Genomic DNA, 23,410 nt, shown 5'->3' with positions numbered 1-23,410 from the left:
AACCGTTCCGCACCGCCTCCGGAGCGGCGCTCGGCCCTCGGCTACTCTCGGTCCTGGCGGGTCCCGAGCCGCCGCAGGGAGAGTGGTGGCGTGCCGAGGCTGAAGGCCCGCGCGACCGTGAAGGCGACGCGTCACGGATCCCTCGGAGCGCTCCCGGAAGCGGGTTCCCCGGGAGACACCGGACCGGTCGTCGCCCACACGCTGCGCCGCTCGCTCGGCGACTCCGCGCAGTCCCTCTTCCCCCTCCTGCTCGACGCCGCCGTCCTCGGCCGTCGCGGCCACGACGCCGGTCCCGAGCTCCTCGAGCGGTTCGCGGCCTGGGGCGGCAACGGAGTCCTCGTCACCGACACCGCGGCGTCCGCCGCCGGCGAGGAGACCGTGGGCCGGTGGCTCGCGGGCCACCGGGATCGCGACCGCTTCCTCCTCCTCGGGCGCCTGGGATCGACCGCCGACGCCTCGCCGTCCCCCCGTGCCCTGGTCGCCCGCGTCGATGAGTCGCTCCGGCGCCTGCGCACCGACCACCTGGACGTCCTCGCGGTGCGGCCCGACAGCGCCGGGAGGCTCGACGAGCTGCTCAGCGCCGTCGAGGTCCTGCTCGCGCGCGGGAAGGTCCGGGCGGTCCTCGCCTCGGGGTTCGCGGCCGAGGAGCTCTTCGAGGCACGGGTGCTCGCCGGTCACGGCCTGCCGCGCTTCTCCGGGGTGGAGCTGCGCTACAGCCTGCTCGAGGGCTCGGACGCCGAGGGCGACCTCGGGCTCGTCGCGCGGGGCCAGGGGCTCTCCGTCGTGGCCACCGCGCCTCTCGCGCACGGCTTCCTGCACGGAGCGGCGCGCTCGAGGCGCGAACTGCGGGCTCTTCCCGACGGGGCGCTCGCGTCGGTGCATCTCGGCCGTCGCGGACGGCGGGTGCTCGCGGCGCTCGACGCGATCGGCGCCGAGCTGTCCGCGACCACGGCCGCCGTCGCCCTCGCCTGGCTGCTCGCCCGGCCGGGTGTCGCCGCGGCGACCGTCGAGCCCGGGTCCTGCGCCGAGATCGACACCCTGGTCCGCGCCGTCTCGCTCGAGCTCGACGCCGCTCACCTCCACGCCCTCGAGCGCGCTCGACGCTGACGTCGAGTCCTGCACGGATGGCCGCGGGCCGGGACAGCGCGTGCGGGTGACCTAGTGTGGGTCGGATGAACCACGGCGTCGCACTCCCTCTCGACCAGCCGGAGACGACGATCCGGGCCGCCGGTGGCTCGCTCGTCCGCCGCTCCGTCCTCTCCAGCGGTGTCCGCATCCTGAGCGAGGCCGTCCCCGGCGCCCGCAGCGCCACCGTCGGCTTCTGGGTCGCCGCGGGCTCGCGCGACGAGCAGCCCGCGCGTCCCGCCGAGGGCGGGCGTCCGGCGACCCCGTCGAACTTCGGCTCCACCCACTTCCTCGAGCACCTGCTCTTCAAGGGCACCCGGTCGCGCTCGGCTCTCGACATCGCCGTCTCCTTCGACTCCGTGGGCGGCGAGCACAACGCGCTCACCGCGAAGGAGTACACCTGCTACTACGCCAAGGTGCAGGACCGCGATCTCCCGATGGCCGTCGAGGTCATCGGCGACATGGTCACCTCCAGCCTGCTGGACCCGGACGAGTTCGAGACCGAGCGCGGCGTGATCCTCGAGGAGCTCGCCATGGCCGACGACGATCCGGCCGACGTGGCGAGCGAGCGCCTGTTCGAGTCCGTCTTCGGCGACCACCCGCTGGGGCGCCCGATCGGCGGCAGCCCGCAGACCATCGGCGAGGCCACCCGCGACGCCGTCTGGGCGCACTACCGGGCCGCCTACAGCCCCCGCGATCTCGTCGTCTCCGTCGCCGGCGCCGTCGAGCACGAGTCCCTGGTCGCGCTGCTCGAGCGCGTGCTCTCCTCCGACGGCTGGGACCTCTCCGTCCCGGCGGCTCCCGTGGCGCGCCGCGTGGGCCTCGAGGCGCACTACGAGCGGGGCAGTGCGCTCTCGATCGTGCATCGCCCGACCGAGCAGGCCAACATCCTCATCGGGTTCCCCGGCCTCGCCGCGGCCGACGACCGCCGGATGACGATGGGAGTGCTGAACTCGATCCTCGGAGGCGGGATGTCCTCGCGCCTCTTCCAGGAGATCCGCGAGAAGCGAGGCCTCGCCTACTCCGTCTACTCGTTCGCCCCGTCCTACTCCGACGCCGGCATCTTCGGCCTCTACGCGGCGAGCACGCCCGCCAAGGCCGGCACCGTCGCCGAGCTCCTCGTCTCGGAGTTCCACCGCCTCGCCGAGGACGGCGTCTCCGAGGACGAGATCGGGCGCGCCCGAGGCCAGCTGTCCGGCGCCGCCGCCCTCGCGCTCGAGGACTCGGACACGCGGATGTCCCGGCTCGGCCGCGCCGAGCTGACCTTCGGCGAATTCGTCGACCTGGATGAGAGCCTGCGCCGTCTTGCGCGCGTCGGCGCGGAGGATGTCCAGGCTCTCGCGGCAGACTTGGCGAGGGGGCCGTCGTCGATCTCGGCCGTCGGTGCGGTCGACGCATCGACGTTCGCCGGCATCGCCGAGATCGAGAGCGCTCCCACCGTCTGAACCGTTCTCGCGAACGACCGTTGACCGCGCACCGTCGCGCCGCACCCGGGGGAGCCCCACGTGTCCCATTACATCTACCTCGTCCGTCACGGCGAGCAGCAGGACGCCGAGCACGGCATGCCCGACGGGCCGCTGTCGGCGCGAGGGGAGCGCCAGGCCCGCCTCATCGCCGAGCGGCTCGGCGGCGTCCCGTTCACGGGCGCGTGGCACTCGCCGCTCCGGCGCGCGGAGGAGACGGCCGCCCGGTTCCGCGCGGTCCTGCCCGGACTCGCGATCGAGCCCTCCTCGCTGCTGTTCGACTGCATCCCCTCCGGCCCCACGCCCGACATGCCGCGCGCGTTCGAGCCGTTCTTCGGCAGCGTCACGCCCGCCGAGATCGAGGCGGGACACGCGCAGATGCAGGATGCGGTCTCCGAGTTCCTGGCCCCGTCGCGCGAGGACCGGCACGACCTCCTCATCACCCACAACTTCGTGATCGGCTGGTTCGTGCGGCACGTCTTCGACGCCCCGGACTGGCGCTGGCTCGGGCTCAACCAGGCCAACTGCGGGCTGACGATCATCCGCGTCCGATCGCGGAAGCCCCCGGTCCTCGTCGTGCACAACGACCTCGCGCACCTGCCCGTGGAGCTGCGCACCGGCCTGCCGGAGGCCCAGCCCTACTGAGCGACCGCCCCCGTGGGCAGCCGCGTTGTTACGCTGACGGAGTGACTACTTCCGTCGCCGTCGTCGGTGCGTCCGGCCGACTCGGCTCTCTGACCTGCTCGCTGATCGACGCCTCCGACGAGTTCGAGCTCGTCGCCCGGCTGGGCTCCCGGAGCGATCCGCAGGAGATGCTGGCGGCCGACGTGGTCGTCGACATGACGGTCCCCGCGGTCAGCCAGGGCGTCGTCGACTTCGCGGTCGCCCACGGCCGGAAGGTGCTCGTGGGCACGTCCGGATGGACCGGCGACCGCATCGCGGCGCTGCGCCGCACGGTCGAGGCCCAGCCCGACGCGGGTGTCGTCATCGTCCCGAACTTCTCGCTCGGCTCCGTCCTCGCGACCGCGCTGGCGACCGTCGCCGCCCGCTTCTTCGACGCCGTCGAGATCGTCGAGACGCACGGCGCCCGCAAGGTCGACTCGCCGTCGGGCACCGCCGTCCGGACCGCGGAGCTGATCCTGCAGGCCCGGGCGGAGCTCGGACCGGTGCAGGCACCGCACACCGACCAGCGCGCCCGCGGGCAGCAGGTGGCGAGCATCCCGGTGCACAGTCTGCGACTGCCCGGAGTCGAGGCCCGCCAGGAGGTCGTGTTCGGCGGCACCGGAGAGACCGTGACGCTGCGCCACGACACCTCCTCGCCGGCCTCCTACGAGGCCGGGATCCTGAGGGCGCTGCACGCGGTGCGCTCGACGACCGGGGTCGTGGTCGGGCTCGACGCCCTGCTCGATCTGCGTGCGGCGTTCGACGCGGCACCGCTGGCCGAGCGGGCTCCCGGCGAGTCGGCGCCGGTCGACGACGCGCCGTCCGGCCAGGCCGCGGCCGCGACGAGCGCACCGTGAGGACCCGCGTCGGCGTCGGGCTGATGGCGGTCCTGCTCGCCCTCTACCTCTTCGTCTGCCTGCAGTACTCCGTGGTCGCGTTCGCCGCGGGCACGGTCCCCGGCATCGTGATGGGGCTGGGCCTGCTCATCCTCGGCGCCGTCGGCGTCTGGGGGCTCGTTCGCGAGCTCCTGTTCGGGCTCCGCGCCGAGCGCCTGGCCCGCCGGCTCGAATCCGAGGACGCGCTCCCGAAGGAGGTCCTCGACTCGCGCGCCAGCGGCCGCCCGCTGCGAGAAGAGGCCGACACGCTGTTCCCCGGCTACGCGGCCGAGGTGGACGCCGATCCGCAGAGCTGGCGGGCGTGGTACCGCCTGGGGCTCGCCTACGACGCGAGCGGCGACCGCAAGCGCGCCCGGGGCGCGATCAGGACGTCGATCGCCCTCGAGAAGGACGCTCCGGCCTGAGCCTCCGGGGACTCCCGGCGCTCGTCAGGCCAGGACCCACTCCAGCGCCTGGGCGACCGTGCGGTGCCGGAAGACGAAGCCGTCCTCCAGCAGTCGCTGCGGCAGCATCCGCTGGCTCGAGAGCAGGAGCTCGTGACCCGCGTCCTGCAACGCGAGCTCGATGATCCGTCCCGGCACCGGCAGCTTGAACGGCCGGTGCAGCTGCTCGGCGAGCGTCTTCATGATCTCGTTCGCGGTCGCCGGGACGGGCCCCGCGAGGTTGACGGGACCGGACAGCGTCGAGGTGAGGAGGTGGCGGATGGCCGCGGCCTCGTCGTAGAGGCTGATCCAGGGCCAGGCCTGCTCGCCGCCGCCGAGCGGACCGCTGAGTCCGAGCTTCGTCAGCGGAAGCAGCGGCTTGAGCGCTCCTCCGTCGCCGAGGACCAGCCCCGTGCGCAGGGTCGCGACGCGGGTGGATTCCGGCGCGAGGTGCGCGGCCTCCTCCCAGCGGGCGACGACATCGGCCAGGAACCCTTCGCCCCGCGCGGAGTCCTCGGTCAGGTCCTCGCCCGGGCGGTCGCCGTAGAAGCCGACGGCGGAGGCGTTCAGGAGGATCGACGGGGGAGAGGTCGCCATCCGCATCGCGTCGGTGAGGGTGCGGGTCGCCTGGACCCGCGAGTCCAGGATCTCCCGCTTGTAGGACGAGGTCCACGGGAGCCGGCTGATGGAGGCGCCCGAGAGGTTCACGACCGCGTCGACGCGGTCGAGCACGCTGAAGTCGAGCATGTGCGAGGTCGGCGCCCAGTGGAACTCGTCCGCGCTCGTGGGCGCGTGCCGCACCAGGCGGAGGATCTCGTGGCCGTCGCCGCGCAGCTGACGGCTCAGCTCCGTGCCGATCATGCCGCTCGCGCCCGAGATCAGCACGGTCAGCGGCGCCACGGGCTCCGCAGCGGGGACGGCCGGCTGCGTCTGCGCGGGCGGCAGGACCGAGGGGCGGGCGGTGCTCTCCCGAGCGGAGCGGCGGGACGGAGCGCCTGCGCCGTCCGAGTCGGTGCGCGGTGCGGACGAGTCGCTCATCTGTGCCTCCCGAGGCCCGTCGCGGGCGGCCCGCGAGGTGTGAACGAGCCTAGAGCCTCACGCCCGTGAGGCGCCCGAGCGCCCGAGCACCCGGGCGCGGACCAGCAGCAGGTAGAGCTCGCAGCCCAGGCACAGGCCGAACACCGCGTTGAGGAACGCGGCGAGGAACGCCAGCGACGCGGCGACCGGCACCGCGTACGGCACGCCCGCGAGGTGCAGCACGACGCCGACGGCGGTCACCACGAGTCCGACGAGCTGGGCGAAGCGGGGCGGTCGGGCGTCCTCCCACTCGGTCGCAGGAGCGAGGCGTGGCCGCACCAGACGGCGGAAGACGACGGCCCAGGGCCCGGAGCCCACCCCTCGCGCGGCGGACCAGGCGAAGAGGGCGGCGATCAGCACGAGCGCGAGGAAGCCGGGCTGCGCCAGGCGGCCCGGCAGATCGGCTCGGGCCGGAGCCGCGAGCGAGAGCCCCACCGCGACGAGCAGGAGGAGTGCGGTGACGGAGGCGGCGAAGCGCGGCCCGCGCGGGTCGACGCGGTTCGCGGGGACGGGAGTGGTCACGGGGTCTCCAGGAGTCGGTCGAGCTCGTCCAGCACGACGCTGCGCGCCGGGGCGCCCGCGATGCGGCTGCGGGGGATCCCGTCGCGGTCCAGGACGAGCAGGGTGGGCGTCTGCAGCACGCGGAACCGGTCGGCGAGGTCGGCGCGGTGGGTGAGGTCGACGTCGAGGTGCTCGACGCCGTCGCGCTCGCGGGCGAGGCCGTCGAGCATGCGGTGGACGGCCGGGCAGCGGGTGCAGTACTCGGTCGAGAACTGCACGATCGTCGCCGTCCGGCCCAGCGCCGAACCGGGGACGAGCCCCGCGGGATCGATCCGCTCGCCCGCCTGCGCGGGCCGTGCGCGGACGCGCCCGAGCGAGCGCCGGTACACGAGACCGAGGCCTGTCGCGAGCGCGACGAGTCCGGCCAGCAGCACGGCGATCAGAAGAGGGTCCACGGAGGAAGGCTAGGCGCGAACCGAGCGTGCACGTCCGTTCATTGCGCGAGATGTCGATCCGCACGGCCCGGGCGGCCGGACCGGGGTGTGCTCTATCGTGATCCGGTGACCGAGCAGAAGAACGAGCCGAATCCCCCCGAGACCGGACCGTCGATCGAGTTCCGATCCGATGTCGTCGTGGAGCTCGTCCGCTCCAGCGCCCACGACTCCGACGTGCTCTTCGCCGCCCGGGTCTCGACCCAGGGTGAGCAGACCCTCGCCGGAGCGCTCGATGACGCCGACGAGGCCGACGCCGAGCTGCAGCGCAAGCGCGACCGCGGCCTCATCAACTACCTGATGCGCGACCGCCACGGCTCGCCCTTCGAGCACAACTCGATGACCTTCTACGTGCAGGCACCCATCTTCGTCTTCCGCGAGTTCATGCGGCACCGCATCGCCTCCTACAACGAGGAGTCGGGTCGCTACCGCGAGCTGCGCCCCGTCTTCTACGTGCCCGGCCCCCAGCGGAACCTCGTCCAGGTCGGCAAGCCCGGCGCCTACTCCTTCGAGCCCGGCACGCCGGAGCAGACCGAGCTCGTCGTCGCCGAGACGCGCCGCGCCAGCACGCAGGCCTTCGAGGCGTACCAGCGGATGCTCGGCGAGGGCGTCGCGCGCGAGGTCGCCCGCATCGTCCTGCCGCTGAACATCTACTCGTCGATGTACGTGACGCTGAACGCGCGCTCGCTGATGAACTTCCTGTCGCTGCGCACCAAGCGCGAGGACTCGACCTTCCCGTCCTTCCCGCAGCGCGAGATCGAGATGGCCGCCGAGCAGATGGAGCAGCGCTTCGAGGAGCTCATGCCCCTCACCTACGCCGCCTTCAACGTCAACGGCCGCGTCGCCCCCTAGCCCCTCCGGCCGCCGGTCCGCGCCCCACTCCGTCCCACCGCGCGCCCTGCAGGCACCCGCACGTTCTGCAGGTACCCGCACGCTCTGCAGGTACCCGCACGCTCTGCAGGCACCCGCACGCCCTGCAGGTACTCGCGCGATCTGCAGGTACTCGCGCGATCTGCAGGTACTCGCGCGATCTGCAGGTATCCCGCGGAGGAATGCGCTTCCCGCTGCTCTACCCGGTCCGGACGGGCGCGGATCCCCTGCAGATCGTGCGCTCGAGACGTCGCCGTCCTCCCTCCCCACGTCGCGGTCGTGCACGCCCATCCCCAGAAGGCCGCCGTCTCCTCATAGCACCGCGTCGAGGTCCCGAGACTGTCCCCGTGCACCCCTCCTCGACGACAGTGCTCCGCTCCGGCGGGGTGGTGAAGACCGAGCAGTTCCTCCGGGAGGGAACGACACCGCGCCAGCTGCGTGATGCGGTCGTCGCGGGCTCACTCGTCCGCATTCGGAAGGGCTGGTACAGCCTTCCGGGCCTCGACGGGCGAGTGGAGCAGGCGTTCCGCGTGGGCGGAGTGCTCGCCTGCGCCGATGCCGCGGTCTCCCACGACCTCTGGGTCCCTCGCTTCCGCGGTCTCCACGTCGCCGTCCCCGAGCACGCCTCCCGCCTGCGCGATCGCGAGCAGTACGCGCGACGGCTGCTCGCGGATCCGGACGTCCACGTGCACTGGTCCCTGTCGGCACCGCCTCCGCGCGCGCTCGTCCAGTCCCTCGAGGACTGCATCGTCACCGCCGCGTCGTGTCTCGGCACGGAGGCCGCGTTCGTGCTGCTCGAGTCCGCACTTCACCACCGACGGCTCGGCCCTGCGGGCAAGGCGCGGATCCTCGCGCGCCTGCCTCTTCCGGTGCGGGCTCTCCTCGAGTGGGCCGGCGCTCTCTCCGAGAGCGGACTCGAGTCGCAGGTGGCCTTCCGCCTCCGCCGCCTGGGCATCGCGTTCCGCCAGCAGGTCCGGATCGGCGGACGCCGTGTCGACTTCGTGATCGGCGAGGTCCTCGTGCTCGAAGCGGACGGCGCGGCCTTCCACGATGCGGACATCGACGACCGCAGGGATGCGGCTCTCGGATCCCTCGGATACCGGATCCACCGCCTGCGCACGTCCCTGATCGACGATGGCTGGGACCTCGCGGAGGCATACATCGTCGCGGCGCTCTCGCGCGGCGACCACTGGCGCAGCTGAGAGCTGCCGAGCGTCCCTCCCTCCGGAGCACGAGTGAACGATCTGCAGGGGATCCTCGCTGTCAGGGCGGGGCCGAGCGGAGGAATACGCCTTCCTCCGCCGACCCCCTGCAGATGGCACGATCCCCTGCAGATCGCACCGTCCCCTCCCGCGCCCTACGACCCTCCCGATCCTTCGGCTCCCGCCTCCGGCGCGCCGCCGCCGACCCGCTACCCTGGCCTCGTGTCAACTCCGGAGAATCCTTTCGGCCAGGTCCTGGTCGCCCTGGTCACCCCGTTCACCGCCGACGGCGAGGTCGATTGGCCCGGCGTCGAGAAGCACATCGACGACTGCATCGCAGCGGGCGCCGACGGCATCGTCGTCACCGGCACGACGGGAGAGACGAGCACGCTCACCGACCCCGAGAAGATCCGCCTCGTCGAGGTCGGCAAGTCGGTCGCGGCGGGTCGCGCCAAGATCATCACGGGCGGAGGCTCGAACGAGACCGCGCACGCGATGCAGCTCGCGCGGCAGAGCGAGAAGGCCGGCGCCGACGGCAACATGATCGTCACGCCGTACTACAACAAGCCCACGCAGGCGGGCATCCTCACGCACTTCCGGATGATCGCGGACGCCACGGATCTGCCCGTCATCCTCTACGACATCCCGGGCCGCACCGGCGTCCCCATCCGCTACGAGACGATCCTGCGCGCGGCCAAGCACCCGAACATCCTCGCCGTGAAGGACGCCAAGGGCGATCTGTCCGAGGTGAGCCGGGTCCTGAACCAGACCGATCTCATGTACTTCTGCGGCGACGACGCCAACGTGCTCCCCGAGCTCGCGATCGGCGCCACCGGGCTCATCGGAGTGACCGCCAACGTCGCGTCCGCGCCCTACCGCACGATCGTCGACGCCGTGAACGCCGGCGACCTGCGCGCCGCGACCCTCGCGCACCAGCAGCTCGAGCCCCTGGTCCGCGCCCTCATGACGCACGTGCCCGGCACCGTCGCGGTGAAGTACATCCTGCACGGCCTCGGGCGCATCTCGTCGCCGCGCGTCCGGCTGCCGCTGGTCGGTCCGGAGGAGTCGGAGGCCGCGCTGATCGAGGACGAGCTCGGTCTCGTCCGCGACATCCCGGGCGTCGACTTCCGCAACTTCCGTCCCGACCGCAACGCGGCCGCGGGCGGCGCACTGCCGAAGGTCGCCGGCACCACCCGCTGACGCCGCTCGAGCGGCAGCGCCCGGCGGGAGACGAACGAACAGGAGCACGCATGCCCAGTCCCGTGATCATCCCGCCGACGCTCGCAGCCGGGACCCTGCGCATCATCCCTCTGGGCGGTCTCGGCGAGATCGGCCGCAACATGACGATCTTCGAGATCGACGGCAAGATCCTGATCGTCGACTGCGGCGTGCTCTTCCCGGAGGAGAACCAGCCGGGCGTCGACCTGATCCTCCCCGACTTCGGCCCGATCAAGGACCGCCTCGACGACGTCGTGGGCGTGGTGCTCACCCACGGCCACGAGGACCACATCGGGGCCGTCCCGTACCTGCTCAAGCTCAAGCGCGACCTGCCCCTGATCGGCTCGACCCTGACGCTCGCCCTCGTCGAGGCGAAGCTGAAGGAGCACCGCATCAAGCCGTACACGCTGGCCGTGAAGGAGGGGGACATCGAGAACCTCGGGCCGTTCGAGCTCGAGTTCGTGGCGGTGAACCACTCGATCCCGGATGCGCTCGCCGTCGCGATCATCACGGACGCCGGCTCGGTGCTGCACACGGGCGACTTCAAGATGGACCAGCTGCCGCTGGACGGCCGGATCACCGACCTGCGCGCGTTCGCCCGTCTGGGCGAGGAGGGCATCGATCTGTTCCTGGTCGACTCCACGAACGCCGACGTGCCCGGATTCACGCCGAACGAGCGCGACATCGGCCCCGTCATCGAGAGCGTGATGGCGAAGGCGACCCGGCGGGTCATCGTCGCGAGCTTCTCGAGCCACGTGCACCGCGTGCAGCAGGTGCTCGACGCCGCGCACGCCACCGGCCGCCGCGTAGCGCTGCTCGGCCGCTCCATGGTCCGCAACATGGGCATCGCCGCCGACCTGGGCTACCTGAAGGTCCCGCAGGGCGTGCTCGTCGACGTCAAGAAGGCCGGTGACGTCCCCGAGGACCGCATCGTCTACATGTCGACCGGATCGCAGGGCGAGCCGATGGCGGTGCTCAGCCGCATGGCCAATCTCGACCACCAGATCCAGCCGGGCGAGGGCGACACCGTCATCCTCGCGTCGAGCCTCATCCCGGGCAACGAGAATGCGGTGTACCGCGTGATCAACGGACTCACCAAGCTCGGGGCGACCGTCGTGCACAAGGGCAACGCCAAGGTGCACGTCTCGGGCCACGCCGCCGCCGGCGAGTTGATCTACTGCTACAACATCCTCAAGCCGCTGAACGTGATGCCGGTCCACGGCGAGTACCGCCACCTGGTCGCGAACGCGAAGCTGGCGCGCGACACGGGCATCCCGGAGGAGAACACGATCATCGCGGAGGACGGCACCGTGATCGACCTGCTCGACGGGAAGGTCTCGGTGGTCGGGCAGCTCGACCTCGGCTTCGTCTACGTCGACGGCTCGACCGTCGGCGAGATCACCGACGCCGATCTGAAGGACCGCCGCATCCTGAGCGAGGAGGGCTTCATCTCGATCATCGTCGTGGTGGAGGCCGGCACCGGTCGCATCGTGGTCGGCCCCGAGATCCATGCGAAGGGCTTCGCCGAGGACGACCGCGTCTTCGACGAGGTCAAGCCGCGCATCGCGAAGGCGCTCGAGGAGGCGGTGCAGAGCGGAGTGAACGACCAGCACGCGCTCTCGCAGACCATCCGCCGCGTGGTCGGGCGCTGGGTGAACACGAGCTACCGCCGTCGCCCGATGATCGTCCCGCTCGTCATCGAGGCCTGACCCGTCCGGACGGAGGCGGCCCCGCCTCCTCCGTCCGCCGTCCAGCACCCGGGGGGAGTGCGCACCGTCCGCGGGGGACCGCCGTTCGAGCAGCCAGGAGGCCGCACGTGGACCACACGATCCGCACCGCCCGGAGCGAGGACGCGCCCTTCCTCGCCGACATGCTCGTCGAGGCGGCCAACTGGAACTGGACGACCGCGCGCACGCGGATCGACGTCCTCGAGGAGGAGTCCACGCGTCGCTACGTCGCCGGCTGGCCGCGACCGGGCGATCTCGGCTCGGTCGCCGAGACCTCCGAGGGCGAGCGGATCGGCGCCTGCTGGACGCGGCTGTTCACGTCGGCCGTGCCGGGTCGAGGCTTCGTCGCACCGGGAGTGCCGGAGCTGACGCTCGGCGTGCGTCCGGTCTGGCGCGTCCAGGGAGTCGGCCGCGCCCTGCTGAAGGCCGCGCTCGACCAGGCGCGCGCCGCCGGCTACGCGCGGGTGTCCCTGAACGTGGCCACCGACAACTTCGCCCGCCGGCTCTACCGGAGCGAGGGCTTCACCGCGGTGGACGACCGCGGCGATGCGGAGACGATGGTCGTCACCCTCCGCTGACGGCCCCCGTCCCGGCGCGGGTCCCCGGCGATGACGGAGGCGGCGGGTACGGTGGCCTCATGGCGACCAGTACCAAGACCACCTCCCGCGGGCGGGGGAGCGGCTCCGCGCGCTCCGGCGCCCCGCGATCCGGACGGGGCTCGGGGCGGGGAGCGGCCGAGACGAAGGCCACGGTCGCCTTCGACTCCACCCCGCGCACGAACGTCCTGGTCCGCCTGTGGATGACGCTGGCGCACGTCGTCGGCGGAGCCGCGCGCGCGCTGGGCCCCGAGCGGCTCGCGAAGGAGGAGCGCCGCGACGGCGTCCCTTTCCTCCTGGTGCTGCTGGGCGTCACCGGCGCGGTGGTCGAGTGGTTCCTCGCGGGCGATCCCGTCGCCGCGATCCTCGACGCCTGGAGCTTCGGCGCCCTCTTCGGACGGGTCGCCTACGTCCTCCCGGTCGTGCTCGTGCTGTTCGCGCTGTGGCTCTTCCGGCACCCGAGCTCCGTCGACGACAACGGCCGGATCGGCGTGGGCCTGTCGTTCCTGCTCATCGCCTCCGCGGGCATCTGCCACGCGCACCTCGGCACGCCGTACCCCGGCGACGGCATCCTCCCCATGGCGGCCGCCGGCGGCGTGCTCGGCTGGCTCGTCGGAGCACCGCTCGTCGCGATCGCCCAGGTCCCCGGCGCGACCGTGATCCTCTCCGCGGTCATCCTGCTCTCGCTCTTCATCATCACCAAGACGCCGCCGAACCGCATCGGGGCGCGGTTCCGCGACCTCTACTCCTACCTGTTCGGCGCCCCCGTCCTCGACGACGAGGAGCGCGCGCGCCTGAAGGCCGAGAAGGCGGCGGCCAAGGCCGCCAAGGCCGAGGCCGAGTCCTCCGAGGAGCAGGAGGAGGGCGGCGAGCTGCCCTGGTGGCGCCGCACCGAATCCGGTCGCGAGGACGAGCCCACCGTGCAGACGGAGCTCCCCATCGACTCGCTCACGGAGGTCATCGACGAGCCGAAGGGCCGTCGGGGCCGCTCCCGCACGAAGGGGTTCGACACCGCCCTCGAGGAGCACGACGAGCCGTCCGATCCGCCGACGCGAGCCTACGAGACGCAGGTGCTCTCCGACGCCGAGAACGCCGAGGCCGCGCTCGAGCGCTTCGAGCGCTCCGGAGCCGCGACCACTCCGGTCGGAGTCGTCGACGACGACGCGACCGGGGTCATCCACCTCGACGACCTCGACGTGTCACCGGTCGTGCCTGTCCCGGCCGCGATCGGCACCGGCCCCATCGCTCCCGTGCCCGCCGACGATCCGACGGCCGGTTTCGACTCCTCGTTCGAGGAGGACGCCCCCTACCGCCTGCCGTCCGCCGCGGCGCTCTCCACGGGCACCCCGTCGAAGGCGCGCTCCGCCGCGAACGACGAGATGGTCCGTGCGATCACCGAGGTGCTGCAGCAGTTCAACGTCGACGCGACGGTCACCGGATTCTCGCGCGGCCCCACCGTGACCCGCTACGAGATCGAGCTCGGTCCGGGCGTCAAGGTCGAGCGGGTCACCGCGCTGAGCAAGAACCTGTCCTACGCGGTCGCCAGCAACGAGGTCCGCATCCTCTCGCCGATCCCCGGCAAGAGCGCGATCGGCGTCGAGATCCCCAACACCGACCGCGAGATCGTCTCGCTGGGCGACGTGCTCCGCTCCGCCGCCTCGACCACCTCGACCCACCCGATGACGATCGGCGTCGGCAAGGACGTCGAGGGCGGCTACGTGGTGGCGAACCTCGCGAAGATGCCGCACCTCCTGGTCGCCGGCTCCACCGGCTCCGGCAAGTCCAGCTTCGTGAACTCCATGATCACCAGCCTCCTGATGCGAGCGCGTCCCCAGGACGTCCGCATGGTGCTGATCGACCCCAAGCGCGTCGAGCTGACGATCTACGGAGGCGTCCCGCACCTGATCACGCCCATCATCACGAACCCCAAGAAGGCGGCCGAGGCGCTGCAGTGGGTCGTGAAGGAGATGGACATGCGGTACGACGACCTCGCGTCGTTCGGCTACCGCCACATCGACGACTTCAACGCGGCTGTGCGCGGCGGCGAGATCGTCCTGCCGCCCGGCAGCAACCGGGTCCTCAAGCCCTATCCTTACCTGCTCGTCGTCGTCGACGAGCTCGCGGACCTCATGATGGTCGCGCCGCGCGATGTGGAGGACTCGATCGTCCGCATCACGCAGCTGGCCCGCGCGTCCGGCATCCACCTCGTGCTGGCCACCCAGCGTCCGAGCGTCGACGTCGTGACCGGTCTGATCAAGGCCAACGTGCCGAGCCGTCTGGCCTTCGCGGTGACCAGCGTCACGGACTCGCGGGTCATCCTCGACCAGCCCGGCGCCGACAAGCTGATCGGCCAGGGCGACGGGCTCTTCCTGCCGATGGGCACGAACAAGCCGATGCGCGTCCAGGGCGCCTGGGTCCGCGAGGACGAGATCGCCAAGGTCGTCGAGCACGTCACGAGGCAGGCGCAGCCCGAGTACCGCCAGGACATCACGGTGCAGGCGCAGCGCAAGGAGGTCGACTCCGACATCGGCGACGACCTCGAGCTGCTGGTCGCGGCCGCGGAGCTGGTCGTCAGCACGCAGTTCGGCTCCACCTCGATGCTGCAGCGCAAGCTCCGTGTCGGCTTCGCGAAGGCGGGCCGCCTGATGGACCTCCTGGAGTCCCGCGAGGTCGTCGGCCCCTCCGAGGGGTCGAAGGCGCGCGACGTGCTCGTCACGGCGGAGCAGCTGCCCGGGGTGCTCGCGCGGATGCGCGGGGACCAGCCCGGTGACGCTCCAGCCGCTCCCTCCGCGGTGGCGCCCGACGCCTACGCCGACCCGCTCGCCGAGCCGACCGGCCCCGTGGCGACGGACTACCACGACGACGACGAGGGCTCGGACGACGACGCCTGGCAGCTGACCGGCCGCTGAGCGATGCGCGGCACGCGGACGACCACGACGAACGCAGGAGAACGATGAGCAGTCCCGCCTCCGCCTCGGCGGCTCCGGTGAGCAACTGGAACCTCCCGAACGCGATCACGGTCGTACGGATCCTGCTGGCTCCGCTGTTCTTCTGGATGCTGCTCGCCGACGCCGGAGCGGACGGCGGTCTGCGCATCGCCGCGGCGCTGCTGTTCATCGTCGCCATCGCGACCGACGGCATCGACGGGCACATCGCCCGCAGCCGCGGACTGGTCACCGACCTCGGCAAGCTGCTCGACCCCATCGCCGACAAGGTGCTCACCGGAGCCGCTCTCGTCGGCCTCTCGATCCTCCTCGAGCTGCCGTGGTGGGTCACCATCGTCGTGCTCGTGCGCGAGATCGGCATCACGGTGTTCCGGATGGCCGTGCTCTCGGACCGGGTGATCCCCGCGTCCCGCGGCGGCAAGCTGAAGACGATCGTCCAGTCGGTGGCCCTCTCCCTCGCCCTCCTGCCGCTGTGGAACCTGCTGGGCGAGTGGGTGCACTGGGTGAACGGCATCACGATGACCGCCGCGGTCGTGCTGACCGTCGCGACCGGTATCGACTACCTGGCGGATGCGGCCCGCCAGAGCCGGGCCGCGCGCCGGTCGTGATCGCCGAGCGCCTGGTCCGGGCCCTCGAATCCCGGGGCCTGCTCCTCGCCGTCGCGGAGTCGCTGACCGGCGGAGCACTGAGCTCCGCCGTCGTGGAGGTGCCCGGCGCCTCGGCGGTGCACCGCGGGGGAGTGGTGAGCTACGCCACGGAGCTCAAGCACCTCCTGCTCGGGGTCGACGCGGCCCTGCTCGATGCCGAGGGTCCGGTGCACCCCGAGGTCGCCCTGCAGATGGCCCGCGGAGTCGCGGAGCGTCTGGGCCCGGTCGGCGCTCGCACCGTGGGCATCGCCACGACCGGGGTCGCCGGCCCCGATCCGCAAGGGGGCCGCGCGGTCGGCACCGTGTTCGTGGCCGTCGTGGTCGACGACGTCGAGGCGGTGCGCGAGCACCTGTTCGCCGGTGACCGCGCCGCAGTCCGCGCCGCCGCCGTCGAAGCCGCTCTGACCATCGCCGAGGAGACGGTCGCAGGACTGCCCGGATCCCTTTCCTGACTGTTCCGGAATCCGCTCCGGAACAAGGAATGCGGTGCGTTTCGCCCGGGTTACATCTGACGTCGCTCACACGCAAAGTCCAGTCATCCGGTATTAGAGTCGACTCACACGAACCGGGTAGTGAACAGCTATCCGGTTCCTTCGTACACACCCCCTTCGATTCCTGCTCCGGCATCCTTCGACGAGACCGTGGACGAAGAAGCGGTTGACGTGGAGAAGGAGGGTCCAGTGGTTCTAGTTCGTCAGGAGATCGGCGATGTCCTCAGGGACTTTCGCCTGCAGAAAGGTCGCACGCTCCGCCAGGTGGCGAGCAAGGCGAGTGTCGCTCTGGGATACCTGAGCGAAGTCGAGCGCGGTCAGAAGGAGGCGTCCTCCGAGATCCTCGCTTCGGTCGCCGATGCGCTCGACACCCCGATCTCGGTCATCATGCGCGAGGTCGGAGACCGACTCGCCGTGATCGAGGGGATCGACACCATTCCCGACACCATCCCGGCCGACATGGTCGCCGGATTCGACGCGGATCTCGTCACGCGGTAGACGGCTCCGTCCTCACCATCCACCACCCCCATTCCACGCGAAGGGCGCTCGGGCTCCGGCCCGGGCGCCCTTCGGCGTTCCCGGCCGGGCGCGCCTGCGGTTAGCGTGGAGGCATGAGGTTGAGCGACTTCCGGCAGCTGGTCGACGACGAGTTCGGGTCGGCCTACGCCCGCGTGCTGGTCTCGGACCTGGTCCTCACCGAGCTCGACGGCCGCACGGCCGACCGTGCGCTGAAGGACGGCGCGGAGCCCCGCGAAGTGTGGCTCGCGCTCTGCCGGGCGAACGACGTGCCCGAGTCGCGCTGGCACGGGATCGATCCGGCGAAGCGCCGCCGCTGAGCGGTGGCGACGCGTGTCGACCGAAGTCGTGTTCGACACGCCGTGACCTGGTGATCGAAGTCCTGTTCGAACGGAGATAAGCTCCTCCACAGAAGCAGGAACGCCGCCGTCTCCACGGTGGCGCTCGTGTCCTCCACCGATGTCGGTGGTCGGGCATACCGTCGAGACAAGTCAACGGACCTGCTTCACCGCCTTGTCGCATCCGGCCGGCGTCGTACTCGTACGGCGGCACCACCGGCACGACGCGACAGCCTGTAGGCGATACCCACCCCGACACGAGAGCGAGACGGCCATGCCCAGTTCCTCAGACCGCGAGAAGTCCCTCGAGACCGCACTCGCGCAGATCGACCGCCAGTTCGGCAAGGGCGCCGTCATGCGCCTCGGCAGCGACGAGCGCGCCCCCGTCGAGGTGATCCAGACGGGCTCCATCGCGCTCGACGTCGCGCTCGGCATCGGCGGGCTCCCGCGTGGCCGCATCGTCGAGATCTACGGCCCCGAGTCCTCCGGAAAGACGACCCTCACCCTGCATGCGATCGCCAACGCCCAGCGCAACGGCGGCATCGCGGCGTTCATCGACGCCGAGCACGCGCTCGACCCGGAGTACGCGAAGAAGCTCGGCGTCGACATCGACTCCCTCCTCGTCTCGCAGCCCGACACGGGTGAGCAGGCCCTCGAGATCGCCGACATGCTCGTGCGCTCCGGGTCCATCGACCTGATCGTGATCGACTCCGTCGCGGCGCTCGTGCCCCGCGCCGAGATCGAGGGCGAGATGGGCGACTCCCACGTCGGCCTCCAGGCGCGACTCATGTCGCAGGCGCTGCGCAAGCTCACCGGTGGTCTGAACACGACGAACACCACGATGATCTTCATCAACCAGCTGCGCGAGAAGATCGGCGTCTTCTTCGGAAGCCCCGAGACCACCGCGGGCGGCAAGGCGCTCAAGTTCTACGCCTCCGTCCGACTCGACATCCGCCGCATCGAGACGCTGAAGGACGGCACCGACGCCGTCGGAAACCGCACCCGCGTCAAGGTCGTCAAGAACAAGATGGCCCCGCCCTTCAAGCAGGCCGAGTTCGACATCCTCTACGGCATCGGCATCTCGCGCGAGGGCAGCCTCATCGACTTCGGTGTCGAGCACGAGATCGTCCGCAAGTCCGGCGCCTGGTACACCTACGACGGCGACCAGCTCGGACAGGGCAAGGAGAAGGCGCGCCAGTTCCTCATCGACAACCCCGACATCGCGGCCGAGATCGAGAAGCGCATCCTGATCAAGCTCGGCGTGGTCGCCGATCCGAACGCGGTGAAGGACGCCGCTCCGGTCGCGATCGAGACGAAGCAGCCCGTCGCCAAGCAGCCCGTCCGCAAGGGCGCTTGAGTCCGGTGAGCGGGTCGGAGGGACCGACGGGAGCGGGCCGCCCCGTCGCCTTCCTGCCCTGGGTGTCCGAGGGCGAGCGCGAGTCGGAGGCGTCGGTCTCCGCTCCTGCCGTCGCCGAGGCGGGCGACGAGCGGACGGATCGGATCGCCGAGCTGTCCGCGCACGTCGCCCGCCGCTCCGCGGTTCCTGCAGCGGTCGCTGAGGTCTCCGCGGACACTCCAGAGTTCCGGGACGCCGACGAGGACGTCTCGGAGCTCCCGGAGGAGCCCGATCCCGAGCAGATCGCCGATCGCATCGTGCGCGGGCTCGCGCGGAAGAGCCTGTCTGTCGCCGAGGTGGAGGCCCGCCTCTACACCGAGGGAGTCGCCGAGAAGGACGCGCTCGAGATCCTCGACCGGTTCGCCCGGTTCGGCTACCTCGACGATCACCGCATGGCAGAGCAGCTCGTCACGCAGCTGCGCGAGCGGAAGAAGCTCGGGCGCTCCTCGATCATGCAGGAGCTCCGCGCCCGCAAGCTCGATGCCGACGCGATCGCGACGGCGCTCGACGAGCTCGACGGCGACGACGAGTACCGCACCGCCGTGGAGCTCGCGCGGAAGCGCCTCCCGAGCCTGCGATCGCTGTCGGACGAGGTCGCCGAGCGGCGGTTGACGGGCTTCCTCGCCCGCCGGGGATACTCCGGTGCCCTCGTGCAGCGCGTGGTGCGCGAGACGGTGCGCAAGCCCGGCTCGAGCGTCCGCTTCCGCTGATCCGCCGTCCCGGGCGGTCGCCGCGCCGCTCAAGAGGGTCTCCGGGCGGCGCGTAGAATCCGAGACCATGACCACGCTCAGCCCCGCTCCGGTCCCCGCCGCAGGCAGCCGTCCGAGGACCTACGAGGTCCGCACCTTCGGCTGCCAGATGAACGTCCACGACTCCGAGCGCCTGAGCGGCTCCCTCGAGGCGGCGGGCTACGTGCCGGCCGACGGTGCCGAGGCCGACGTGGTGGTCATCAACACCTGCGCGGTCCGCGAGAACGCGGACAACAAGCTCTACGGCAACCTCGGGCACCTCGCCTCGGTGAAGCGGCGGCACGAGGGTATGCAGATCGCCGTCGGCGGCTGCCTCGCCCAGAAGGACAAGAACGTCATCCTCGACAAGGCCCCGTGGGTCGACGTCGTCTTCGGCACGCACAACATGGGCGCGCTCCCCAGCCTGCTCGAGCGCGCGCGGCACAATGACGAGGCGCAGCTCGAGATCCTCGAGTCGCTCGACGTCTTCCCGTCGACCCTTCCCACCAAGCGGGACTCGACCTACAGCGGGTGGGTGTCGATCTCGGTCGGCTGCAACAACACCTGCACCTTCTGCATCGTCCCGTCCCTCCGCGGCAAGGAGAAGGACCGCCGTCCGGGCGACGTCCTCGCCGAGATCCAGGCGCTCGTCGACGACGGTGCGATCGAGGTGACGCTCCTCGGGCAGAACGTGAACTCGTACGGCGTCGAGTTCGGCGATCGGCAGGCGTTCTCGAAGCTCCTCCGCGCCGCGGGGACGATCGACGGGCTCGAGCGCATCCGCTTCACGAGCCCGCACCCCGCGGCCTTCACCGACGACGTCATCGACGCGATGGCCGAGACCCCCGCGGTCATGCCGCAGCTGCACATGCCGTTGCAGTCGGGGTCCGACCGGATCCTGAAGGCGATGCGCCGCTCCTACCGTTCCGAGCGCTTCCTCGGGATCCTCGAGCGCGTCCGCGCGCGCATCCCGCACGCGGCGATCAGCACCGACATCATCGTCGGCTTCCCGGGCGAGACGGAAGCCGATTTCGCCGAGACGCTGCGGGTCGTCGAGGAGGCGCGCTTCGCGTCCGCCTTCACCTTCCAGTACTCGATCCGCCCCGGCACGCCGGCCGCGACGCTGCCCGACCAGGTGCCGAAGGAGGTCGTCCAGGAGCGCTACGAGCGACTGGTCGCCCTCCAGGACGCCATCAGCGAGCAGGAGAACCGCGCTGTCGTCGGGCGCGAGGTGCATGTGCTCGTCGCCACGGGGGAGGGACGTCGCGACGCCGAGACCCACCGGCTCAGCGGCCGCGCGGAAGACAGCCGCCTGGTGCACTTCGACGTGCCCGCGGGGTCGGAGCAGCCGCGTCCGGGCGACGTCGTCACGGTGCGGATCACCCGCGCGGCACCCTTCTACCTCCTGGCGGACTCCGCGGACGGAGCGCCGCTGCGCATCCGCCGCACGCGGGCGGGCGACGCCTGGGACCGCTCGCAGACCGAGTCCTGCGGAGTGCCCCCGACGTCCGAGGGGGCCGCGCCGCGGGTGTCCCTCGGCCTGCCGTCGCTCCGCGTGCGCCCCGCGGCGCTGACGACTCCGATCTACGACGCCCTCGATGGCGAGCGCTGAGCCTTCCGCGCCGGAGGTGATCGCGGTCGTCGGAGCGACCGGCACGGGCAAGTCCGAGCTCGCCCTCGACCTCGCCGAGTGGGTGCTCGGCTCCGGCCGCGCGGCGGAGATCGTGAACGCCGACGCCATGCAGCTCTACCGCGGCATGGACATCGGGACGGCGAAGCTCGCGCCCGAGGAGCGCCGGGGCGTCCCGCACCACCTGCTCGACGTGCTCGAGGTGACGGAGGAGGCGTCGGTCGCCCGCTATCAGGCAGAGGCGCGTCGTGTCATCGACGACGTGCTGTCGCGCGGAGCCGTTCCGATCCTGGTCGGCGGCTCCGGACTCTACGTGTCCAGCGTCGTGTTCGAGTTCTCCTTCGCCGGCACCGATCCGGACGTCCGCCGCGCTCTCGAGGAGACGGCGGAGCGCGAAGGCCCGGCCGTGCTCTTCGCGCGGTTGCGCGCGATCGACGCGGACGTGGCCGGTCGGATCGGTCCGCACAACCTGCGCCGGATCGTCCGTGCACTCGAGATCGCCGAGCTGACCGGTTCGCCGCACAGCGCACTCATGTCGGACGAACCGCAGCTGTGGCGACCGGCCGCGCTCCTGTTCCTCGAGGCGCCCCGCGAGGTGCTCGTGCCACGGCTCGACGCCCGCGTCGAGCGGATGTGGGCGGACGGGATGCTCGACGAGATCGACGCGCTGATCCCGCTCGGGATCGAGCGCGGAGTGACCGCGAGCCGCGCCATCGGCTATGCGCAGGCGCTCGCGCAGCGCGCGGGCGAGGCCACGCAGGAGGAGGCGATCGCTTCGACGCAGGCTCTCACACGGAGGTACGCGCGGCGCCAGAACAGCTGGTTCCGCCGGTACCGCGACGCCCACCGGCTGCCGTCGGGAGCCCCGGATCTGCTCGAGCGCGCGATCCCCGCCGCCCAGCTCGGCGGCCCGCCGTCTCGCTAGGCTGTCCGCCATGACGATCGAGCTGCACTTCACCAAGGGCCAGGGCACCGGCAACGACTTCGTGCTCTTCAGCGACCCGGACGGCGAGGTGGAGCTCACTCCTGCGCAGATCGCGATGATCTGCGACCGGCACTTCGGAGTCGGAGCCGACGGCCTCATCCGCGCCGTGCGCTCGAAGGCGATCGCCGAGGGGGCCGCCTCGCTGTCCGAGGAGCCGGAGGCCGAGTGGTTCATGGACTACCGCAACGCCGACGGCTCGATCGCCGAGATGTGCGGCAACGGCATCCGCGTCTACGCCGCGTTCCTCCTCGCCGGCGGCCTGGCCGAGCTCGAGCCCGGCGACACGCTGCCGATCGGCACCCGCGCCGGTGTGCGCGACGTCACGCGAAGCGGAGCGGGGTTCCAGGTGGACCTCGGGCGCTGGCGGCTGGCGGGCGGCGAGCCGCTGGTGCGCGCGAAGGAGCTCAAGGTCGCGCGTCCGGGCATCGGCATCGATCTCGGCAACCCGCACGTCGTCGTCGCGCTCAGCAACGACGAGGAGCTCGACTCCGCCGACCTGACCTACATCCCGCAGCTCGATCCCGAGCCCGTCGACGGGGCGAACGTCGAGTTCGTCGTGCCGGGGGAGCCGCTCATCCACGACGGCATCGGCCGCATCCGGATGCGCGTGCACGAGCGCGGCAGCGGCGAGACCCTGAGCTGCGGCACCGGTGCCGCTGCAGCGGCCCTGGCGGTCCGCTACTGGGCGGGGGAGCGCGCTCCGCAGTCCTGGCGCGTCGATGTGCCCGGCGGCACCCTCGGGGTGTCGATGTTCGCCACGGAGGAGGGCGAGCACGTGGGTCTCTCGGGGCCTGCCGATCTCGTCTACACCGGCACGATCCGGATCGACTGAGCCGGCTCCGTCAGATCCGGGTCGTCCGCAGCACGCGGAAGCCCTTGGAGACGGCGGCGCGCTCCACCTCCAGGCGATCGGCGAACGTCTCGGTCAGCCAGGTCTGGAGCGAGTCGGAGCCGAGGTTGCGCTGCACGACGAGCCAGGCGTCCGCTCCGGTCTCGAGGCGGGGGAGCCAGCGCTCGAGCAGAGCGTGGAGCTCGACCTTGCCGATCCGGATCGGCGGGTTGGACCAGACCGTGCTGAACCGCACGTCGTCGGGAACATCCTCGGGCAGCACGGCGTTGACATTGTTGACGCCGAGTTCCTCGCAGTTGCGACGGACCAGCTCGAGCGCCCGCTGGTTGACGTCGACCGCCCACACCCGGGCGTCCGGTGCGTCGAGGGCGAGCGCGAGGGCGATCGGGCCCCAGCCGCAGCCGAGGTCCAGCAGGTCCCCGCCGGCGGGAGGCTCGGGGACGGTGTCCAGCAGGACGCGCGTTCCCAGATCCACGTGGCCGGGGCTGAACACGCCTCCGGCGGTGGTGAGCTCGAGGTCGCGGCCCGCGAGACGGGCCGTGATCCTGCGGGGCCGGATGTCGCCGTCGGGAGTGCTCGTGAAGTAGTGCTCGGCGGCCATGGGAAGTGAACTTATCAACAGCTGAGGAGTTA

The 23,410-nt window shown here is 71.5% G+C and carries 24 protein-coding genes; 20 read left to right on the top strand and 4 right to left on the bottom strand.

Annotated features, from left to right (window positions below; translation table 11 throughout):
• The first annotated feature begins 90 nt into the window (after positions 1-90).
• The 5 genes from ASF48_RS14675 to ASF48_RS14655 all read left to right on the top strand — a co-directional run bounded on the left by ASF48_RS14675 (position 91) and on the right by ASF48_RS14655 (position 4,551).
• Positions 91-1,107: an aldo/keto reductase gene (locus ASF48_RS14675; protein WP_055793374.1), complete on the top strand. Its 1,017-nt coding sequence runs from the start codon at positions 91-93 to the stop codon at positions 1,105-1,107.
• A 65-nt stretch (positions 1,108-1,172) separates the two neighbouring features.
• The gene (locus ASF48_RS14670) at positions 1,173-2,570 is read left to right on the top strand and encodes a M16 family metallopeptidase (protein WP_055793371.1); all 1,398 of its coding nucleotides are present in this window, start codon (positions 1,173-1,175) and stop codon (positions 2,568-2,570) included.
• A gap of 60 nt (positions 2,571-2,630) precedes the next feature.
• Entirely contained in the window at positions 2,631-3,233 is a 603-nt protein-coding gene (locus tag ASF48_RS14665) for a histidine phosphatase family protein (protein ID WP_055793368.1), read from the top strand.
• Positions 3,234-3,274: 41 nt separating this feature from the next.
• The gene (gene dapB, locus ASF48_RS14660) at positions 3,275-4,108 is read left to right on the top strand and encodes a 4-hydroxy-tetrahydrodipicolinate reductase (protein WP_055793365.1); all 834 of its coding nucleotides are present in this window, start codon (positions 3,275-3,277) and stop codon (positions 4,106-4,108) included.
• Positions 4,105-4,551 (top strand): hypothetical protein, encoded by a 447-nt coding sequence (locus ASF48_RS14655; protein ID WP_055793362.1) that lies wholly within the window; start codon positions 4,105-4,107, stop codon positions 4,549-4,551. Before dapB ends, ASF48_RS14655 begins: the two co-directional genes overlap by 4 nt.
• Before the next feature lie 24 nt (positions 4,552-4,575).
• On the opposite strand, the gene ASF48_RS14650 is transcribed toward ASF48_RS14655, so the two are convergent.
• From ASF48_RS14650 to ASF48_RS14640, 3 genes are read right to left on the bottom strand one after another with little or no spacing between them, the layout of a single operon-like run.
• Entirely contained in the window at positions 4,576-5,607 is a 1,032-nt protein-coding gene (locus tag ASF48_RS14650) for a TIGR01777 family oxidoreductase (RefSeq protein WP_082481554.1), read from the bottom strand.
• A 57-nt stretch (positions 5,608-5,664) separates the two neighbouring features.
• Positions 5,665-6,168: a DUF4395 domain-containing protein gene (locus tag ASF48_RS14645; protein ID WP_055793359.1), complete on the bottom strand. Its 504-nt coding sequence runs from the start codon at positions 6,166-6,168 to the stop codon at positions 5,665-5,667.
• On the bottom strand, positions 6,165-6,602 hold the full coding sequence (locus tag ASF48_RS14640; RefSeq protein WP_055793357.1) for a thioredoxin family protein: 438 nt from the start codon (positions 6,600-6,602) through the stop codon (positions 6,165-6,167). Before ASF48_RS14640 ends, ASF48_RS14645 begins: the two co-directional genes overlap by 4 nt.
• Before the next feature lie 105 nt (positions 6,603-6,707).
• On the opposite strand from ASF48_RS14640, the gene thyX reads away from it, so the two are divergent.
• The 15 genes from thyX (at position 6,708) to dapF (ending at position 22,759) form a co-directional block, all read left to right on the top strand.
• Entirely contained in the window at positions 6,708-7,490 is a 783-nt protein-coding gene (gene thyX, locus ASF48_RS14635) for an FAD-dependent thymidylate synthase (protein ID WP_055793884.1), read from the top strand.
• Between the two features lie 365 nt (positions 7,491-7,855).
• A complete protein-coding gene (locus ASF48_RS14630) occupies positions 7,856-8,710 on the top strand; it encodes a type IV toxin-antitoxin system AbiEi family antitoxin domain-containing protein (RefSeq protein ID WP_055793354.1) in 855 nt (284 codons plus the stop codon).
• 222 nt (positions 8,711-8,932) lie between these two features.
• The gene (gene dapA, locus ASF48_RS14625) at positions 8,933-9,910 is read left to right on the top strand and encodes a 4-hydroxy-tetrahydrodipicolinate synthase (protein WP_055793351.1); all 978 of its coding nucleotides are present in this window, start codon (positions 8,933-8,935) and stop codon (positions 9,908-9,910) included.
• A gap of 50 nt (positions 9,911-9,960) precedes the next feature.
• A complete protein-coding gene (locus ASF48_RS14620) occupies positions 9,961-11,637 on the top strand; it encodes a ribonuclease J (protein ID WP_055793349.1) in 1,677 nt (558 codons plus the stop codon).
• Positions 11,638-11,744: 107 nt separating this feature from the next.
• Entirely contained in the window at positions 11,745-12,233 is a 489-nt protein-coding gene (locus ASF48_RS14615) for a GNAT family N-acetyltransferase (RefSeq protein ID WP_327205445.1), read from the top strand.
• A 59-nt stretch (positions 12,234-12,292) separates the two neighbouring features.
• Complete coding sequence (locus ASF48_RS14610) at positions 12,293-15,160, top strand: FtsK/SpoIIIE family DNA translocase (RefSeq protein ID WP_055793346.1); 2,868 nt, start codon at positions 12,293-12,295, stop codon at positions 15,158-15,160.
• A gap of 44 nt (positions 15,161-15,204) precedes the next feature.
• A complete protein-coding gene (gene pgsA / locus ASF48_RS14605; RefSeq protein ID WP_055793343.1) occupies positions 15,205-15,804 on the top strand; it encodes a CDP-diacylglycerol--glycerol-3-phosphate 3-phosphatidyltransferase in 600 nt (199 codons plus the stop codon).
• The gene (locus ASF48_RS14600) at positions 15,801-16,295 is read left to right on the top strand and encodes a CinA family protein (protein WP_230674048.1); all 495 of its coding nucleotides are present in this window, start codon (positions 15,801-15,803) and stop codon (positions 16,293-16,295) included. Before pgsA ends, ASF48_RS14600 begins: the two co-directional genes overlap by 4 nt.
• 228 nt (positions 16,296-16,523) lie before the next feature.
• Positions 16,524-16,832, top strand: a complete 309-nt coding sequence (locus ASF48_RS14595) for a helix-turn-helix domain-containing protein (RefSeq protein WP_055793878.1) — start codon at positions 16,524-16,526, stop codon at positions 16,830-16,832.
• Positions 16,833-16,945: 113 nt separating this feature from the next.
• Positions 16,946-17,170, top strand: coding sequence for a DUF3046 domain-containing protein (locus ASF48_RS14590; protein ID WP_055793340.1), 225 nt, complete (start codon positions 16,946-16,948; stop codon positions 17,168-17,170).
• Positions 17,171-17,462: 292 nt separating this feature from the next.
• A complete protein-coding gene (gene recA / locus ASF48_RS14585; protein ID WP_055793336.1) occupies positions 17,463-18,545 on the top strand; it encodes a recombinase RecA in 1,083 nt (360 codons plus the stop codon).
• A 5-nt stretch (positions 18,546-18,550) separates the two neighbouring features.
• Positions 18,551-19,294, top strand: coding sequence for a regulatory protein RecX (locus ASF48_RS14580; protein ID WP_055793333.1), 744 nt, complete (start codon positions 18,551-18,553; stop codon positions 19,292-19,294).
• Positions 19,295-19,361: 67 nt separating this feature from the next.
• The gene (miaB, locus tag ASF48_RS14575; RefSeq protein ID WP_055793330.1) at positions 19,362-20,924 is read left to right on the top strand and encodes a tRNA (N6-isopentenyl adenosine(37)-C2)-methylthiotransferase MiaB; all 1,563 of its coding nucleotides are present in this window, start codon (positions 19,362-19,364) and stop codon (positions 20,922-20,924) included.
• A complete protein-coding gene (gene miaA, locus ASF48_RS14570) occupies positions 20,911-21,867 on the top strand; it encodes a tRNA (adenosine(37)-N6)-dimethylallyltransferase MiaA (RefSeq protein ID WP_055793327.1) in 957 nt (318 codons plus the stop codon). The genes miaB and miaA overlap by 14 nt, the downstream gene beginning before the upstream one ends.
• Positions 21,868-21,877: 10 nt before the next feature.
• The gene (gene dapF, locus ASF48_RS14565) at positions 21,878-22,759 is read left to right on the top strand and encodes a diaminopimelate epimerase (protein WP_055793324.1); all 882 of its coding nucleotides are present in this window, start codon (positions 21,878-21,880) and stop codon (positions 22,757-22,759) included.
• Positions 22,760-22,769: 10 nt separating this feature from the next.
• Here the strand turns inward: dapF and ASF48_RS14560 are convergent, their stop codons facing one another.
• Positions 22,770-23,378 carry a class I SAM-dependent methyltransferase gene (locus tag ASF48_RS14560; RefSeq protein ID WP_055793321.1) on the bottom strand — a complete coding sequence of 203 codons (609 nt, stop codon included), beginning with the start codon at positions 23,376-23,378 and terminating at the stop codon, positions 22,770-22,772.
• Positions 23,379-23,410 lie beyond the last annotated feature (32 nt).

It is taken from the genome of Rathayibacter sp. Leaf299 (genome assembly GCF_001423055.1).
Classification (GTDB): Bacteria; Actinomycetota; Actinomycetes; order Actinomycetales; family Microbacteriaceae; genus Rathayibacter; species Rathayibacter caricis.
This window is presented reverse-complemented; position numbering and strand designations above follow the sequence as displayed.